The sequence below is a fragment of the Pseudomonas rustica genome, from assembly GCF_018336155.1.
Lineage (GTDB): Bacteria > Pseudomonadota > Gammaproteobacteria > Pseudomonadales > Pseudomonadaceae > Aquipseudomonas > Aquipseudomonas rustica.
The window spans coordinates 369,442-385,504 of the sequence record NZ_JAGYHF010000003.1; the positions used below are offsets into that span (position 1 = coordinate 369,442).

Here is a 16,063-nt window from a genome sequence, read left to right on the forward strand (position 1 = left end):
GCATGGTTTTAGTAGGTGCATAAGTCCCATTAGGTCTGGCGTATCAGACTGCACTCAATGGTGGCTGTGCTCAGGGCGCTTTCGAGCGCGCCGGTCTTGCTAATTCCTCCGGTCTACTAACCTGCGCACAGCCGCCACCCTTCTTTTAGTAGAGAAAAGTCGCGGCCCTTGTTCAGGAATTAGATATTTATGTTCAAAGCCACGCCAAACCCCCCGGACGTCGAACCAATCCCGTACGACCCAACCCTCGAACCACAAAAGATAAAAGAAGCAACCGACCGCGCCATCAACTTCTATCTCAACCCCGGTTCATTGAAACTCTCAGTCCCTTCCCGCAAGACCAGCAAGATCTTCCTCATCGACCCCGCCGTGGACGAAGAAACATTACTCGTCGAGGCCTGCGAATCGCTAGCAGCCGCCAGTGACATGGCGCGTGAAATCGGCGATGTCGTCGACAACACACAACGCCGAGCCCTGTTGATGCTGCATCAGGTGATCATGCTCAGTGAGCTCATGGTCAATCGAGTCTTGGATGGCCGTCGCTTGCCGCACTAGCGATCCCGCCACGATCCCTTGTAGGAGCTGCCGCAGGCTGCGATCTTTTGATCTGCTTTTTAACAATCAAAAGCCGATCAAAAGACCGCAGCCTGCGGCAGCTCCTACACGGTGTCATTTTTTCGCAGTGCTTCGAGGAGTTTCAGCTTATGTCCGAAACCACAAAACCGCTGGTCACAGATCCGGCTTCACCGTACGAATCGTTCGATTCAAGGAAGCTCCACGCCGCCGCCGAACGCGCCCTCGACCATTACCTCGCACCCGCGCAGATCATGGCCACGCCTTATAGTCCCAGCAGCATGTTCATGGTCAATCCGCAAACCGACACTGAATCCTTATTGGCGAATGCCTGTGAGTCATTGGCCTCGGCCACGGTCATGCTCGGTGACTTCGCCGGGGTGTTGGAAGGCCCCAGCCGCAATACGCTGTTGGGCATTGCACAAGTTTTGATGCTGGGGGAGTTGGCGGTCAATCAGGCACTTGAAAACGTTGTGCCACGCGATTAACTGCCGACAATCGCTGCGCAGGAGTATGACTTCTGCGCAGCGCTGTCCTCTAAACGCATCGCGGGCATTGGTTAAGTGTCTTGCGCGCGGATGTGAAGAGATTACGGATGGAGCAGCGTCAATTCGAAGTGGCCACTGGGTGCCAAACGGTAACCTTCAGATTTAAAGGTGGCAACGAAGTCACCTGTCACCGTTCGTTTTGCTCGATTCAGTCTGATTGTCAGTTCCGCATTATCCGCCTTGACCACCCGGACACCGGAAAACCCGGGAGGCGCCGGAATCCAGTGACTGTGGGACACATGAAACCTGTCGTCGGCGCCCAGTTTGTAGGTGTACTCCATTAGATCCTGATCGAGGTAGGGAACGCTCAAAAGAAAACTGAAGTAGTTCTCTTCCTCGTCCGAGCCGATGCTAGCGGTGAAAACCCAGCTTTCTTCGCCCGTCAGTTCAAATTTACTGTAGTAAGCCGCAGCGGACTCTGCATAGATTGGTTCTGATCCCAAGCTCCAATGGAAGTCTTCAGTGGTTGCCACAATATTTTTTTGCTTCGGAATGAAAACGCTCTGTGCGCTCATAGTGAAATCCTTCTCGTGAACATGGATGAAAGACAGGCTGTTCAGCCTGCCTGTTCATGATGTTCTTCTGGTGCAAGGCGTCTACTGTAAGACCTGACAGCTAGACAAGTTCGCGAAGGTCTGAATCAACTGCTCGCTGTCTGTCATTTTTTGAACACTGGCCATGGCAGCCCTCTCCCTAACCCTCTCCCCGAGGGAGAGGGGACTGAGGTGAAGATGCGAGGTGCGCCGACTTGAGATACCGAGCGGTACTCAAATTCTAAAAGGCGTAGAGATCGGCCTTACTCAATATCGCCGAGTAATGGGCCCCGTTCCGAGGTCTGATCAGCGAATTGGAAATTATCAGTTACTGATCAGTTCTGGTCAGTTGGAACGTTCCCTCTGGCCGTAAGCGGTAGCGCCGAGATTTGAAGGTGGCGAAATAGTCACCAGTGACGGTTCCGCTGGTACGGTCGAGTCGGATCGTGAGTTCCGCTTCATCGGCGTTGATAGAAGTGAAAGCCGTCCCTCCTGACGGCGCTGGAACTGAATGGGAGTGCGAGAAACTCAGCCCTTGACCATCACCGAGTTTGTACGTGCGCTCCGTTAGATCCTCATTGAGGTAGGGAACGCTGAAGATAAAGCTGAAATAGGTTTCCTTTTCAGGCAATCCTGTAACGCCTGCAAAAACCCAGCTTTCCTCTTTGCTAGGGATAAAGTATCTGTAGAAAAAAACATACTTTGCTCGGCGATGATCGGTTCGCCCCCCAGGCTCCAGTTGAATTTATTGGATGCAGGCTGAATGGTTTTCTGATTCGGGATGAAAATAGTTGTTTCACACATGCGTAGATACCTTCCGTGCATTGATGACAATCATGCCGGCGGGCCTACTTTTCATTAATGTCACTCGAGAAACAGTGCGTCTACTGTAAAATCTGACAGGTAGACAGCATCTAAAATTTCTGAGGGTGGTTTGCCAGGGGCGGCATCAGTTTTGGACATGCAATAAAAACCCCCGGACGCATTAGCTATCCGGGGGTTTTTGGGAGGAGCAACAAGATCAAAAAATTTCAGCTTTCGTGAGCTACGAGCGATCGGAGATCTTTTGCTTTTAGCGGTTAAACCGCTCCACCAACGAGTACTGCGTATTCGCCGTCTTCGTCAGCTCTTCACTCAGCAACGCCGAGTTGTGCGCCTGTTCCGACGTCTGATCCGCCAGTTCTGAAATATTGCTGATGTTGCGGCTGATCTCTTCCGCCACCGCACTTTGCTCTTCCGTCGCCGCTGCAATCTGCGTGGTCATGTCGGTGATGTTGGCCACCGCTTCACTGATCCCGACCAATGCCTGATCCGCTTCCAATACCCGCGCCACACCTTCTTCGGCCTGACGATGCCCGGCTTCCATGGTTTGCACAGCGCTGGACGCGGTCTGCTGCAACTTGGCGATCAAGGCGTGAATCTGCCCGGTCGATTCGCTGGTGCGTTGCGCCAGTTGACGCACTTCGTCAGCCACCACGGCAAAACCACGGCCCATCTCACCGGCACGTGCGGCTTCAATCGCGGCGTTGAGCGCCAGCAGGTTGGTCTGATCGGCGATGCCTTTGATCACATCAACCACGCCGCCGATTTCGTCGCTGTCCTTGGCCAGTTGAGTGACGGTCAGGCCGGTTTCGCCGACAACTACCGACAAGCGCTGAATGGCTTCGCGGGTTTCCCCGGCGATGTCACGACCACGACCGGTCAGGCGATTGGCTTCCTGCGTCGCGTCAGCCGTGCGCTGCACGTGGCTGGCGACTTCTTGCGTGGTCGCGGCCATTTGGTTAACGGCGGTGGCGACTTGTTCGGTTTCCACGCGTTGACGTTCCAGACCGCTGGAGCTGTTGTGCGCGAGGACGTCGGACTGTTTGGCCTGATCGGTCAGGTGTTCGGCGGTGTCCTGCAAGCGGGTCAGGCAGGTTTTCAGGCGTGCTTCCTGGCTGAGGATCGACATTTCCAGACGCGCCTGCGCGCCACGGCTGTCGGTGTACATTTGTGCGATCAGCGGGTCGGAGGTGGTCTGTTCGGCCAGACGCAGCAGGCGTTTCAGCCCGCGTTGCTGCCATTGCAGGCCCATCAGGCCCAGCGGCACCGACAGACCGGCGGCGAGGGCGAAGCCCCAGTGCGAATTGAGGGTCGCGCCGATCACGAAGCTCAGTTGGCTGACCAGAATGAACGGCAACGAGTCTTGCAGCACCGGTAGCCATTTATCGCTGGAAGGAATCGCCGACTTGCCTTGGTTGATGCGTTGGTAGAGCGCTTCGGCGCGGCGGATCTGTTCGGCGGTGGGTTTGATCCGCACCGACTCGTAACCGACAACCTGATTGCCGTCGAACACCGGTGTCACGTAGGCGTTAACCCAGTAATGGTCACCGGTCTTGCAGCGATTCTTGACAATGCCCATCCATGGCAAGCCTTGTTTCAGTGTGCCCCACATGTGCGAAAACACCGCGGCCGGGACGTCGGGGTGACGGACCAGGTTGTGCGGCGCACGGATCAGTTCTTCACGCGAAAACCCGCTGATTTCAACGAAAGCGTCGTTGCAGTAGGTGATCACGCCCTTGGCGTCGGTTGTGGAAATCAACCGCTGCTGAGCCGGGAACGTCCGTTCGCGTTGTGTGATGGGCTGGTTATTACGCATGGTTTTTCAATCCGCAAGGCTTTGAAAGGTTGTCGGCGGTCGCGGCGTTTTATTGAAATTATTTTTCAAATTCAAGAATGGCGTCGCAAAACGGCCATTGCTTCAAGCGGCAAGCATCGGATAAGTGAACAACGCAAAGTGCAGAAGATTCAGGCCGAAATGCGTGGCAATCGCCGCGCCCAGTCCGCCGAAACGGTAGGCCAGGCCATAACCGACACCGGCCAGACTCGCGAGCAACACCCACGGCCAACCGGCACCCAGATGCACCAGGCCGAAAATCAGTGAGGCGAGCAGTAGGGCGAGGTTTTCGCCGTAAGGCAGGTTTTTCAAACGACGGCTGAGACCGCCCTGTATATAGCCGCGAAACAGCGCTTCCTCGACCAGCGTCACCAGCAACAGATTGTTCAGCACCCATAGCCAGGCCTGATCGGGCCACTTCGGTGCCCACGCGATCACGCCGAGCAATACCGCGCCGCCGAGGGCGAGGATCACGCTCAAGGTCAGGGCGACGACTGTGGCGTAGACCGTCAGTCGCAACGAGCGCCGCGCGACAATCCATGGGCAGACCAGCAACAGCCAGAAGCCAATCAACGGTTTGTCGAGATTGAGGTACATCGCGAATGGCACGGCGTCATCGGTGAAACGTTGCGGATCGATAACCCGAGCGCTGGAGAAGCCCGGCAACCAATGGAGCGCCAATGCTAACGCCAGCACGATGAACAGACCGTGACCGAGAAACCGCCCGACCGGCACCTGTTGCTGGCGCACGGCAAAACCTGCGAATAGCAGTAGCCCAACCGAGAGCAACGCCAGCCAGCCGAGTTGGCCGTGGCTCAACGCCAAACCGTAGCCGAGGCTGAGAAGGGCCAGATAGAGCCATGGCAAAGCCTTCATCGAAAGTCCCTGTGCACATTTTGTGGAAGGGCTTTCTACACGGGCGAGGGCGTGGGGACAAGTGAAGTGTGGCGGCAAACCGGGACAGATACTCGCCACACACAACATGTAGGAGCTGCCGAAGGCTGCGATCTTTTGATTTTGGCTTTTCAAGATCAAGATCAAAAGATCGCAGCCTTCGGCAGCTCCTACAGGGATTTGTGTAGGGCTAGGGATCAGCGCAAGTTAAGTTTCGCCGCCGCACGTTCAGTAATTTCCGTGCGCAATTTCAACGAAGGCGCAGCGCGTAGGCGGGCCTCATCGACAACAGCGCTCGGCGCCGTCTCCGGGCTGCCAGAATTAAACGGCGGCGCCGGCGCATATTCCAGCTGCAACTGCACCAGTTGCGCGGTATCCGCACCCACCAGTTCCGCCGCCAACACCAAGGCAAAATCAATCCCCGCCGTAATCCCGCCACCGGTAAACAGGTTGCCGTCACGCACCACGCGATCCTTCACCGCAATCGCCCCCAGCGTCGGCAGCAGATCGTGATACGCCCAGTGCGTGGTCGCGCGTTTACCCTTCAACAATCCCGCCGCCCCCAGCACCAGCGACCCGGTGCACACCGACGTGACGTATTTCGCCTGAGCAGCCTGACGCTTGATGAACTCCAGCGTCGCTTCATCCTCCATCAACACGCCGACACCGCCACCACCCGGCACACAAATCACATCCAGATCCGGGCAATCTTCAAATGTCGTGGTCGGTTTCAGCAGCAAACCGGTGCTGGCGGTGACTGGCATCAGATCCTTCCAGATCAGATGCACCTGCACGTCCGGCAGCGAGGCGAGCACGTCATAAGGCCCGGTCAGGTCGAGTTGCTGAACCTGCGGAAACAACAGAAAACCGATCTGCAGCGTCATCGTTCTTGCTCCATGAAAAGGGGTGGACGGCTTCACTGTAGGCGCGTAGGTTCTGGCGCATACGCCAATAACCCCACGAATTACGCCAAATGCCCAAAGCCATTCACGTACTCGCGTTTGCCAACATGCAGATCCTCGACGTCACCGGGCCGCTGCAAGTGTTCGCCTCGGCCAACGACATCGCCCGCCAGCGCGGCTTGCCGATTCCCTATGCACCAACGGTGATCGCCAGTGGCGGCGGGGCGGTGATGTCGTCGGCGGGGCTGGCGGTATTGGCCGAACCGTTGCCGCAAGAGGCGAGCGACACGTTGATCATCGCCGGCGGTTGGGGCATTTATCCTGCGGCCGAAGACGTGCCGCTGGTGGATTGGGTGCGCGAGCATGCGGCGAAATGCCGGCGGGTAGCGTCGGTGTGTACCGGCGCGTTTCTGCTGGCGGCGAGTGGCTGGCTGGATGGTCGCCGCGTGGTTACGCACTGGACTCGTTGTGAACAATTGGCCCAGCAACATCCGAAGCTGCAAGTTGAGGCCAATCCGATCTTCATCAACGACGGCCCCGTTTGGACGTCCGCCGGTGTCACCGCTGGTATCGACCTGGCACTGGCGATGGTCGAAGAAGATCTCGGCAGCGACATCGCGCTGGACGTTGCCCGGCACTTGGTGGTGTTCCTCAAACGCCCGGGCGGGCAATCGCAATTCAGCGTGACCTTGTCGCTGCAAAATCAGGGCAATCGTTTTGATGAGTTGCACGCGTGGATCGCCGAAAACCTCACCTGCGACCTCGGCATCCCGACCCTCGCCGAGCAAGCCGGGATGAGCGAACGCAGCTTCGTCCGCCACTACCGCGCCGACACCGGCCAGACCCCGGCGCGGGCGATCGAATTGATCCGCGTCGAGACAGCGCGGCGATTGCTCAGTGACACCGGTTTGCCGGTCAAACGCATCGCCGCCAATTGCGGGTTTGGCAGTGAAGAGACATTGCGCCGCAGTTTCCTGCGCGCCATCGGCGTGACGCCGCAGGCATATCGCGAGCGGTTTTCGGTCAGTGCTGCAACAGATCCAGTAATGCCTTGAGGGTTTGTTCGGGGGCTTCTTCGGGAATGTTATGCCCGACACCGGACAACACGCGCCGCTCATAAAAACCAGTGAAATGCTCCGCGTCTTCATCCTCTTGTGGTGCAGGGCCGACACCGTCGTCGGCACCGCACAAAGAAATGCTCGGCACGCTAATGGCCGGTTGTCGAGTCAGCAAAACTTCCATCGACTCAAGCGCCGAATCTCCCGCGACATACATAAAGCGATGGCGATAGGAGTGGATCACCACGTCAACGAAATCAGGGTTGTCGAAGGTTGGCGCACTCAGGGGATAACGCTCGCCGCTGCGCGACCAGGTCGGTGACCACAGCTTCCATAGCAATTCACAAAACTCCCGGCGATTTTGCTTCAGGCCCTCAACGCCACGTGGCGTGTGGAAGTAATACTGATACCAGAGCCGATGTTCGGTCTCGGGATCCAGCGGTCGAATCGAGTTCGGGATGTCCTGCAGGTTGTAGCCATCACCGGTCACCAGCCCGCGCACTCGTTCCGGGAATAACGCCGCGACGATGCATGCCGCGCGACCACCCCAGTCATAACCGCAGAGCGTGGCTTGTTCGATGGAGAGTGCATCCATCAAATCCAGCAAATCCTGAGCGAGTGCGGCTTGCTGGCCTGAGCGCAGTGTTTTTGCATCGTTGAAGCGAGTCGGCCCGTAACCGCGCAGGTACGGAACGATGACTCGGTAACCCTGAGCGGCGAGGAGCGGCGCGATCTCGTCGTAAGCGCGAGGGGAATAGGGGAAGCCGTGAAGCAGGATCACGGGCACACCGGTTTCCGGGCCATGCACCTCATAGGCAATGGTCAGGCTGGCGGTTTTGCACAACAGAATCGCTTTTCCACTCATACCGGGCTCCTGTTATCCGAACAGCACCTTCTGCCAATGATCTTCACTGATGATGGCGATCGGCACGCCGCTGTCTCTTAGCTCAACGGCTTTTTTGATCTTCGTACCATAGCTGCTGTGCAGCCACTGTTCATTGCCGATGCTGCCGATCACCAGATAGTGGATTTTCTTGCTGACACCTGCACCAATCAGTCCGCCGCGTTCTACGATCAATGATTCACACGCTTTGCGCGGCCCGTAAGCCATAACACCGGTAAACAGAAAAACGCGATCGGCACAGTCCAGCGGCGGGGCTGGATTATCGAGCGGCAGGTTGTTGGGCATGCTGAAGGTTTGTGCTGCGCCCACTGACAGACCGGCGAGTTGGTGAAGTGTCTCCAGCAATTCCACAGACTCGTCGGCATCCAGCACGCCATCGCTAAGCATGCCTTCAAGACGCCTGTAGAGAATATTTACGACTGGATCTTCCAGGTGCACCAAGTGCGTTTCGATCCAGGTTTTTAGAAACTCGGCTTCCTGCTGGTTAATCTTTCCGTCGGCGGCAAGCCCTGCAGCAACACCTGCAAGCGCATCCGCCGAACGCCTGTCGATCCGCGCTTCGTGAAAGAAACGGCTGTTTTGAAATTCCTGATGTAAATCGACCATCGATGCTTCTCCTTAAGCCTCAGTTTCCGCCACCTGATTGAAATACTTCGTCCGATCCGGCGTAAACGTCACCACCATTTTCGTCCGCGAGCACGTCAGCGCGCGTTCCTCACCCAGGTCAATATCCAGATCCTCCCCACGCAATCCTTGCCACTGTGCGAGGTATTTCAGTGAGCCGAATTTTTCGAGTTTTTTCAGGCTGCGGCTGATGCCTCCTTTCCAGCCGAGTACCGGGAGTTCGTTGGCGAGGCATTTGTCGACGAGGTCGGGGAAGCGGGTGGCGCGTTGGCGGCCGATTTCCCAGCATTTGATCAGGCCTTTGTCGGCGTCTTCCCAGAGTTGGGTGCGGGTCAGGCCGCTGCGCAGCGGCGAGGTGATGGGGCGCTGGACGTGTTGGGTCATTCCGGTTCCTTGAAATTCGGGTTTTGTTGGACAGCTCCGCTGTGCCCGTTGGGTTTGATGGTAGGGGGGGATGTAACGGCTGGCAACAGGGTATTTCAGGGTGTGAGTGCGGGGTGTAGGGGAGGGATGACGCGGCGGATGTTGAGCTCCTGTAGTCCATAGCCATGCGAATTTGTGGCGAGGGGATTTATCCCCGATGGGGTGCGCAGCAGCCCCAAAGTCAGAAAACTCGTTACTTCTGGGGGAATGAGTTGGAAGGTTTTGGGGCTGCTTTGCAGCCCATCGGGGATAAATCCCCTCGCCACAGGGGGTGGTGAAACATCAGTTTTTGCGTTTCAGTCCTACAAGCATGGGGGAACTTCCTACAGCCCCCGTCGAACATCACGGCTGCCATTCACTCTTTTCCCCATTCAACTTGCGATCCAGAAAACTCGCCGCGCTGATCAACGCCAAGTGCGTCAGCGCTTGCGGCGTGTTGCCCAGATGCCGCCCATGGCTGTCGAACTCTTCAGCGTACAGCCCCAGCGGATTGGCGTATCTCAGCAATTGCTCGAACTCCAGGTGCGCCTTTTCCACCTGCCCGGCGCGGGCGAGGCATTCGACGTACCAGAATGAGCACGCGGCGAACGCGCCTTCGGTGCCGGACAGTCCATCAATATTGGCGTCATCGTTGCGATAGCGATAAACCATGCCGTCGCGCACCAGATGTTTTTCAATCGCTTCAAGGGTCGACAACCAGCGCGGATCCTTGGCACTGACGAAACGCACCAGCGGCATCAACAGCATCGAGCCGTCGAGCGCGGTGCCGCCCTTGTATTGGACAAAATGACCGCGCTCTTCGTCCCAGAAGTTGTCCCAGATGTCGGCGTAGATCGCCTGCCGGGTCTGATCCCATTGCGCGAACGGTGCCGGCAGCGAGCGTTTCGAGGCGAGACGAATTGCCCGATCCAGCGCCACCCAGCACATCAATCGTGAATGCAGAAAGTGGTGCTGTTCGCCGCGCATTTCCCAGATGCCGACATCGGTGGTCTGCCAGGTTTCGCAGACCTGATCAACCACTTCGCGCACATGCTTCCAGCCTTCGTGGGAAATCGCGTCACCGTACTTGTTAACTAGATACACCGCGTCCATCAGCTCGCCAAAGATGTCGAGCTGGATCTGGTCGTAAGCGCCATTGCCGATACGCACCGGTTTTGCGCCGCCGTGCCCGGACAGATGATCCAGTTCGGTTTCCGGCAACTCCTGCTGACCGTCGATGGCGTACAAAATGTTGAGTTTCATCGGTTGCCCGTGGCAATCGCTGACCCGTCCGCGCAGCCAGCCCATGTAGGCGTTGGCTTCGCCGACGAAGCCCAGTCGCATGAACGCGTAGACCGTAAACGAAGCATCGCGGATCCACGTGTAGCGGTAGTCCCAATTGCGCTCGCCGCCCGGTGTTTCCGGCAGGCCGAAGGTCGCAGCAGCGAGGATGGCGCCGTGTTTGCGCGAGGTCAGCAGCTTGAGCGCGAGGGCCGAGCGGTTGACTATTTCTCGCCAGCGCCCGCGATAGATCGACTGGCCAAGCCAGTCGCGCCAGAACTTCAGCGTGCGCTCCATGCACAGTTGCGCGGCGCCTTCCTCGAAGCGTGGATCGTCTTCGCCACCGAGCAGGAATGCGGCGGTTTGATCTTGCTTCAAGGTGAATGAAGCGACCGCTGCATTGGCGTCTATCTGCAGCGCTTGATCCGAAGCCAAGCGCAGTGACGGCTGACCTTCGGCGCTGAAAATCACCGCTTGCTCATCCATCCGCGCATGTGTGTCGGCCCGCGCATAATCGTGGCGCACCGCGCAGCGCACGTGAAAAGTCGCCTCGCCGCTGACCACACGAACCCGACGGATAAGCACCGGCAAATCATCCTCGCTGTCGCCCACCGGCAGCAGATCGGTGACTTCCACCACCGCACGTTCGCTCAGCCAGCGGGTTTGCAAAACATTGGTGTCGGGCAGGTAGATCTGTTCGCGACGCGCATCGGGCAAATCCGGCGAGATCTGGAAGATCCCTGCCTCGGGCGTGTCCAGTAAAGAACAGAAAATCGATGGACTGTCGAACTCCGGCCAGCAGAAAAAATCCACGCTGCCGCGATCGTTGACCAGCGCTGCACTGCGCATGTCGCCGATGATGCCGTGGGCGTCGATAGGGCTTTGTCGTTCCAGGTGATGCTCAGCCATTGCCGCGAAACTCCGGATAGAGGCTCATGCCGCCGTCGATAAACAGGGTGGTGCCAACGATGTAATCGGAGGCGTCGGAAGCGAGGAAAACCACCGCGTTGGCGACATCTTCGACATCACCGATACGGCCGTAAGGAATCAGTTTAAGCAGCTCTTGTTCAGCATCGCCGGTCGTTGCCGCCGCATTGATCGGCGTGCGAATCGCCCCCGGCGCGATGCCGTTGATGCGAATGCGTTGATGGCTGACTTCCTGCGCGAGGGTTTGCATCAACTGATCGACGCCACCCTTGGACGCCGCGTAATTGACGTGGCCGGCCCAAGGAATGCGTTGGTGCACCGAACTCATGTGGATGATCTTGCCGGCGGCGCGGGAGACGCCTTCGCGGACGCCCTGACGATTGAAAATCCGCAGCGCGGCGCGGGCGCAAAGGAACTGCCCGGTGAGGTTGACGCCAATCACCGCGTTCCAGTCGTCCAGCGACATATCCACCGCCGGCGCGTCTTTCTGCATCCCGGAGTTGGCGATCAGAATGTCCAGTGAGCCGAAGGCATCGAGGGTCTCGCTGAACAGTCGTTCGACGTCGGCTTCCTTCGAGACATCGGCACCGATGGCCAGCGCCTGACCGCCGTCGGCGATGATCTGCCGGGCCAGTGCTTCAGCGGGCTCTGATTGACGGTTGTAATTGATGACCACCGCAGCACCAGCCGCGGCGAGGGCTTTGGCGGCCGCGTGGCCGATGCCGGAACTGGCGCCGGTGATCAGGGCTACTTGTCCGGTGAGGGAGATGTGCATGCGATGGCGCGCCTTGAGTGAGGGCCTATTTAGCTGACTGGTCTGGGGCGTTGAGAGTTCAGAGGCGAGATCAAAAGATCGCAGCGTGCCGCAGCTCCTACAGGACTTTTGACCTTCCTCACGCCTGAATACGATACCGCGCGCTGTGTTTATGCCATTCCTGGTTGCCCGCAATCCACGTGGTCAAACCTGTCAGGTAACGCCGCACTAAAGGGTCGGCTCCTTTCAGTAGCCGTTGTTCCAGCGCCACGTATTCGCGCATGACCGCATCATGAATATCCGCAGTTTTGTCGATGGCTTCCTGCAGCGAGCAGTCATGTTTGGCCGCCAGCAAGTAGGGCAGTTTGAAATCGCCCGTTTCGTTGAGGTGTTCTTTGTAAGCCGAATACAAGTCGTTGAGCAGCGTGGTGGCGAGGGACGCCAGTGCGCAAACGCGTTGCATCTCTGGCTTGGCGTAGACATTGGCCGGCACCTCATAGCCGCCGATGGGATCGATCAGCACCTGACAAGGCCAAAAACTGTTGACCTGCCGGCTGGCCAGATATTCGGCGATGGTTGGCTTTGTGCCATAGAGACGCCATGGCCCCTCGGCCGCCATGGCGACAAACATGGCGATGATGATTTGTCGCACGCGGGCGACCTGCGAGGGTGTGCAGAAGTGTGCAACCCGCTTCATGTACGCGAGCAATCCTCTCAACACGGGATCGTTCCTTTGCTGTTGCAGGAGTTCTTTTTTGTAGGGGGGAGGCAAGTAGACCGGGTCTATTCCGGTGACGGCAAATGACAACTTCTCGGCGACTTTTTCGGGGCAGCCACCCAACGATTGATCGTCGCAATAATGATCGTCCACCGCGAACAACGCCGCGAAACATTGCGCTGCCAGTAGCAATCTGTCGGGATCATCGGTGTCTGCATGACACAACATTGCGTAGCGCCCAAAGTCGCTCGCGCAAATTTTTTCCTGTTTGCCGGCAAAGATACCTATGCGCTTTATCCATGCCATCAGACGCTTGTTGACGTCCCGGCCCAGCGCTTCATCAATGCGTGTCGGGGGCGGGCAAACAAGTGTGCGGACAACAAAGGGCGGTACGGCGGCGCGCGATAGAGCTGTGTTCGTGGACTGATTCATGGCGAACTCCTTCGGCGGTGGAAGCGATCAGTCGTTGTCATTGAGCAGCGTTTATAAAAGCGCTTTTTGCCCGAGAAGCGCACCTGTCAGACCTGACAGGTGCGCACGGTTTTGCGACGAATGATCGAGGTGCCAACGGCGCTCGGGATGAGCTGCGAAGCCTTCACATTCCACCAACAATTCCCTGCTTCCACGCCACCCGACCCTATGGCAACTTGGCGGCCCTTGATGAGGCTGTAACCGATGGCAAACCCCTACCGCGAATTGTTCAACGCCCCCGGCGCACGAAATTTTGTCCTGGCCGGGATGATCGCGCGCATGCCGATTTCCATGACGGGTATCGGCGTGATCACCATGCTTTCGCAGTTGAAGGGTGGTTATGCGCTGGCCGGTGGCGTGGCGGCGACGTTTGCCTTGGCCACGGCGTTTTGCGCGCCGCAGGTGTCGCGGCTGGTCGACCGTTTTGGTCAGCGGCGGATTCTGCCGGTGTCGGCGTTGATTGGCGGCGGGGCGCTGTTGATGCTGTTGCTGTGCACCCGCTTGCAGGCGCCGGTCTGGACGCTGTTTGTATTTGCCGCGCTGGCCGGTTGCATGCCGAGCATGTCGGCGATGGTGCGGGCGCGCTGGACCGAAATCTATCGCGGTCAGCCGCAATTGCAGACCGCGTACGCGCTGGAATCGGTGCTGGATGAGGTGTGTTTTATCGTCGGCCCGCCGCTTTCAGTTGGTCTGTGCGTCGCGGTCTTCCCCGAGGCCGGGCCGTTGGCGGCGTTGTTGGCGCTGGCGATTGGTGTGACCGCATTCGTGGCTCAGCGCAGCACTGAACCGGCGGTGCATCCGCGTGAGTCGCAGCATCAGGGTTCGATCATTCGTTCGACGGACATTCAATTGTTGCTGGCGCTGATGATCGCCATGGGCATCATCGTCGGCGTGGTCGATGTGGTCAGCGTCGCGTTTGCCCAGCAGCAGGGGCAGCCGGCGGCGGCGAGCATTGTCTTGTCGGTTTACGCGATTGGCTCGTGCATGGCCGGCATCGCGTTTGGTGCGATGCGCTCGAAACTGCCGCTGCCACGCTTGTTTTTGTACGGCGGCGTGGCGACGGCGGTGACGACGTTGCCGCTGTTGTTGGCGAGCAATATCGTCGGGCTGGCCATGGCGGTGTTTGTCGCTGGTTTGTTCTTCGCGCCGACATTGATTGTGGCGATGGCTTTGGTTGAACGCATCGTGCCGCCGGCCAAGTTGACCGAAGGCCTGACGTGGCTGGTGACGGGGTTGAGTATCGGCGTGGCGATTGGTGCGGCGGGTTCTGGCGCACTGGTGGATGCCTTTGGCGCGCGCAGCGGGTTCTGGCTGGCGATTGCGGCGGGCGCGGTGGTGCTTGGCTCAGCCGTGCAAAGTTATCGCCACCTTAAATAACCCCGCGATCTCTGGATGGTTGGGGGAGCCTTTGTGGCGAGGGGATTTATCCCCGTTGGGCTGCGCAGCAGCCCCGAAGTCAGAGGGCTCGGTACTTCTGGAAAAATGAGTTGCATGGATTAGGGGCTGCTTCGCAGCCCAACGGGGATAAATCCCCTCGCCACAAGTACGGTGTAAGAGGCGTGGATTGTTGGGTTACCACCCCCGACCCGAATTCACCCAGAAATTCACCGACAACGACGTCGACACCGATTCCACCTGATGGAACCAGCCCTCCGGCAAGAACAGCAAATCACCAGCCTCCAGCGTCACCCGCAAAAACTTCACGTCGCGCGCCTTGGGGAAGCGCTGATAGTCCGGCGCATCCGGGTTGAAATCGCAGCCATCCAGTCCACCCTCCGGTGCTGTCGACCACGTGCCCAGGGCTTCACGGTGATGCGGCGCGGCGAGGGTGAAGGTCTTCTGCCCCCACACCTGCGCGAACAAATTATCGGTATCGTCGCGGTGTAGCGGCGTCAGTGTGCCCTTGGGCCCGATCCAGATTCGCGGCGGAATAAACAGCGACGTATCGAAGTAGGCCGGGTACTTGATCTGCTGCATCAACGCCGCCGGCAAGATGTTGTTGCCCATGTAGGCGGGCGGCTCACCGTCCGCACCTTTGACCGCCGGACTGTCCAGCGAAGCGATGAAATCGGCCATCGACGTCGAACGAAAATCCCGTTTGGTGGAGAAGGTTTTCTTCACGTAATCGCCATGGCGGGTGATGCCTTGCAGCTCGGCGAAATGCACCAGCGATTCTTCGCGGCTGAGTTTGAACAGCGGCCAGTCGTGCAATGCGTTGCTGATCACCACGGGAATGCCGTGGGGCAAATAACGGCTTTTGAACTCAGTCACCGATAGCTCCTCGCGGGCACGCCGTTCGACGTTGACCTGGGGCGGCAGGCTGGCGGTGAGCTTTTCGCTGAAGCGCGGCGGTGTCGGATAGCGCTTGTTCATGTCGACTTTTTCAGCGACCGCACCGCCACCGTTTCGAGCATGGTCGATGATCTGCGGCAGCATCGTCGCCAGCCCCATGTTGCCGCCAATCTTCAAGCGACCGCTGGCGAACAGTTCCTCGACGTTGGCCATGCCGGCCATGATCCCGAGGAAATCCTTTTCAGCGACTTCGATGGTCACGTCCGGGCTCGGATGGCGGCCGACCTCGGTGCGGCTGCTGGCCTTAACCTCAGACCAATAAGCCAGCTGCGGGCTAAAAACGAATTGGAAAACACCTTCAATGCCGACGGCGCCGGCATTGGCGAACAGTTTGCTCAGGATGCTCTGCAGATCCACGGTGAACCCTCGTTATTGGTTTTATCTGAACGGTTAACGAGCACCTGTGTGGGCGATTTAGCCGGCGTCGACTAATTTGCCCGGACAGTGAACCGTTTCTCTCTACAGA

The 16,063-nt window shown here is 58.3% G+C and carries 16 protein-coding genes; 4 read left to right on the top strand and 12 right to left on the bottom strand.

Translation table 11 applies throughout. The features are described 5' to 3' along the window. Nucleotides 1–189 precede the first annotated feature (189 nt). The gene (locus KFS80_RS07310; protein WP_212544363.1) at nucleotides 190–555 is read left to right on the top strand and encodes a DUF6124 family protein; all 366 of its coding nucleotides are present in this window, start codon (nucleotides 190–192) and stop codon (nucleotides 553–555) included. Nucleotides 556–704: 149 nt separating this feature from the next. Then, nucleotides 705–1,061: a DUF6124 family protein gene (locus KFS80_RS07315; RefSeq protein WP_212544364.1), complete on the top strand. Its 357-nt coding sequence runs from the start codon at nucleotides 705–707 to the stop codon at nucleotides 1,059–1,061. Between the two features lie 101 nt (nucleotides 1,062–1,162). Here the strand turns inward: KFS80_RS07315 and KFS80_RS07320 are convergent, their stop codons facing one another. The 5 genes from KFS80_RS07320 to inhA all read right to left on the bottom strand — a co-directional run bounded on the left by KFS80_RS07320 (nucleotide 1,163) and on the right by inhA (nucleotide 6,088). Beyond that, nucleotides 1,163–1,636, bottom strand: coding sequence for a hypothetical protein (locus tag KFS80_RS07320; RefSeq protein WP_212544365.1), 474 nt, complete (start codon nucleotides 1,634–1,636; stop codon nucleotides 1,163–1,165). Nucleotides 1,637–1,982: 346 nt separating this feature from the next. Beyond that, the gene (locus KFS80_RS07325; protein WP_212544366.1) at nucleotides 1,983–2,285 is read right to left on the bottom strand and encodes a hypothetical protein; all 303 of its coding nucleotides are present in this window, start codon (nucleotides 2,283–2,285) and stop codon (nucleotides 1,983–1,985) included. 441 nt (nucleotides 2,286–2,726) lie between these two features. Next, entirely contained in the window at nucleotides 2,727–4,292 is a 1,566-nt protein-coding gene (locus KFS80_RS07330) for a methyl-accepting chemotaxis protein (protein WP_212544367.1), read from the bottom strand. 102 nt (nucleotides 4,293–4,394) lie between these two features. Further along, nucleotides 4,395–5,186 carry a CPBP family intramembrane glutamic endopeptidase gene (locus KFS80_RS07335; RefSeq protein WP_212544368.1) on the bottom strand — a complete coding sequence of 264 codons (792 nt, stop codon included), beginning with the start codon at nucleotides 5,184–5,186 and terminating at the stop codon, nucleotides 4,395–4,397. A 215-nt stretch (nucleotides 5,187–5,401) separates the two neighbouring features. Continuing rightward, nucleotides 5,402–6,088 carry an isonitrile hydratase gene (inhA, locus tag KFS80_RS07340; protein ID WP_212544369.1) on the bottom strand — a complete coding sequence of 229 codons (687 nt, stop codon included), beginning with the start codon at nucleotides 6,086–6,088 and terminating at the stop codon, nucleotides 5,402–5,404. Between the two features lie 89 nt (nucleotides 6,089–6,177). Between inhA and KFS80_RS07345 the strand changes: the two genes are divergently transcribed. Continuing rightward, nucleotides 6,178–7,161, top strand: coding sequence for a GlxA family transcriptional regulator (locus tag KFS80_RS07345; protein ID WP_159813764.1), 984 nt, complete (start codon nucleotides 6,178–6,180; stop codon nucleotides 7,159–7,161). Here the strand turns inward: KFS80_RS07345 and KFS80_RS07350 are convergent. The 6 genes from KFS80_RS07350 to KFS80_RS07375 form a co-directional block, all read right to left on the bottom strand. Further along, nucleotides 7,130–8,029, bottom strand: a complete 900-nt coding sequence (locus tag KFS80_RS07350) for an alpha/beta fold hydrolase (RefSeq protein WP_212544370.1) — start codon at nucleotides 8,027–8,029, stop codon at nucleotides 7,130–7,132. The genes KFS80_RS07345 and KFS80_RS07350 overlap by 32 nt on opposite strands. A gap of 12 nt (nucleotides 8,030–8,041) precedes the next feature. Beyond that, nucleotides 8,042–8,674, bottom strand: coding sequence for a BRCT domain-containing protein (locus tag KFS80_RS07355; protein ID WP_212544371.1), 633 nt, complete (start codon nucleotides 8,672–8,674; stop codon nucleotides 8,042–8,044). A 12-nt stretch (nucleotides 8,675–8,686) separates the two neighbouring features. Next, entirely contained in the window at nucleotides 8,687–9,076 is a 390-nt protein-coding gene (locus tag KFS80_RS07360) for a hypothetical protein (RefSeq protein ID WP_212544372.1), read from the bottom strand. 381 nt (nucleotides 9,077–9,457) lie between these two features. Next, on the bottom strand, nucleotides 9,458–11,284 hold the full coding sequence (locus KFS80_RS07365; protein WP_212544373.1) for a glycoside hydrolase family 15 protein: 1,827 nt from the start codon (nucleotides 11,282–11,284) through the stop codon (nucleotides 9,458–9,460). Then, the gene (locus KFS80_RS07370) at nucleotides 11,277–12,077 is read right to left on the bottom strand and encodes a glucose 1-dehydrogenase (RefSeq protein WP_212544374.1); all 801 of its coding nucleotides are present in this window, start codon (nucleotides 12,075–12,077) and stop codon (nucleotides 11,277–11,279) included. The genes KFS80_RS07365 and KFS80_RS07370 overlap by 8 nt, the downstream gene beginning before the upstream one ends. A 118-nt stretch (nucleotides 12,078–12,195) precedes the next feature. Further along, nucleotides 12,196–13,206, bottom strand: a complete 1,011-nt coding sequence (locus KFS80_RS07375) for a terpene synthase family protein (protein WP_212544375.1) — start codon at nucleotides 13,204–13,206, stop codon at nucleotides 12,196–12,198. A gap of 243 nt (nucleotides 13,207–13,449) precedes the next feature. Here KFS80_RS07375 and KFS80_RS07380 point away from each other — a divergent pair, with 243 nt between their 5' ends. Then, a complete protein-coding gene (locus KFS80_RS07380; RefSeq protein ID WP_212544376.1) occupies nucleotides 13,450–14,622 on the top strand; it encodes an MFS transporter in 1,173 nt (390 codons plus the stop codon). 195 nt (nucleotides 14,623–14,817) lie between these two features. Here KFS80_RS07380 and KFS80_RS07385 read toward each other — a convergent pair whose 3' ends face one another. Then, nucleotides 14,818–15,954 (bottom strand): cupin-like domain-containing protein, encoded by a 1,137-nt coding sequence (locus tag KFS80_RS07385; RefSeq protein ID WP_212544377.1) that lies wholly within the window; start codon nucleotides 15,952–15,954, stop codon nucleotides 14,818–14,820. Nucleotides 15,955–16,063 lie beyond the last annotated feature (109 nt).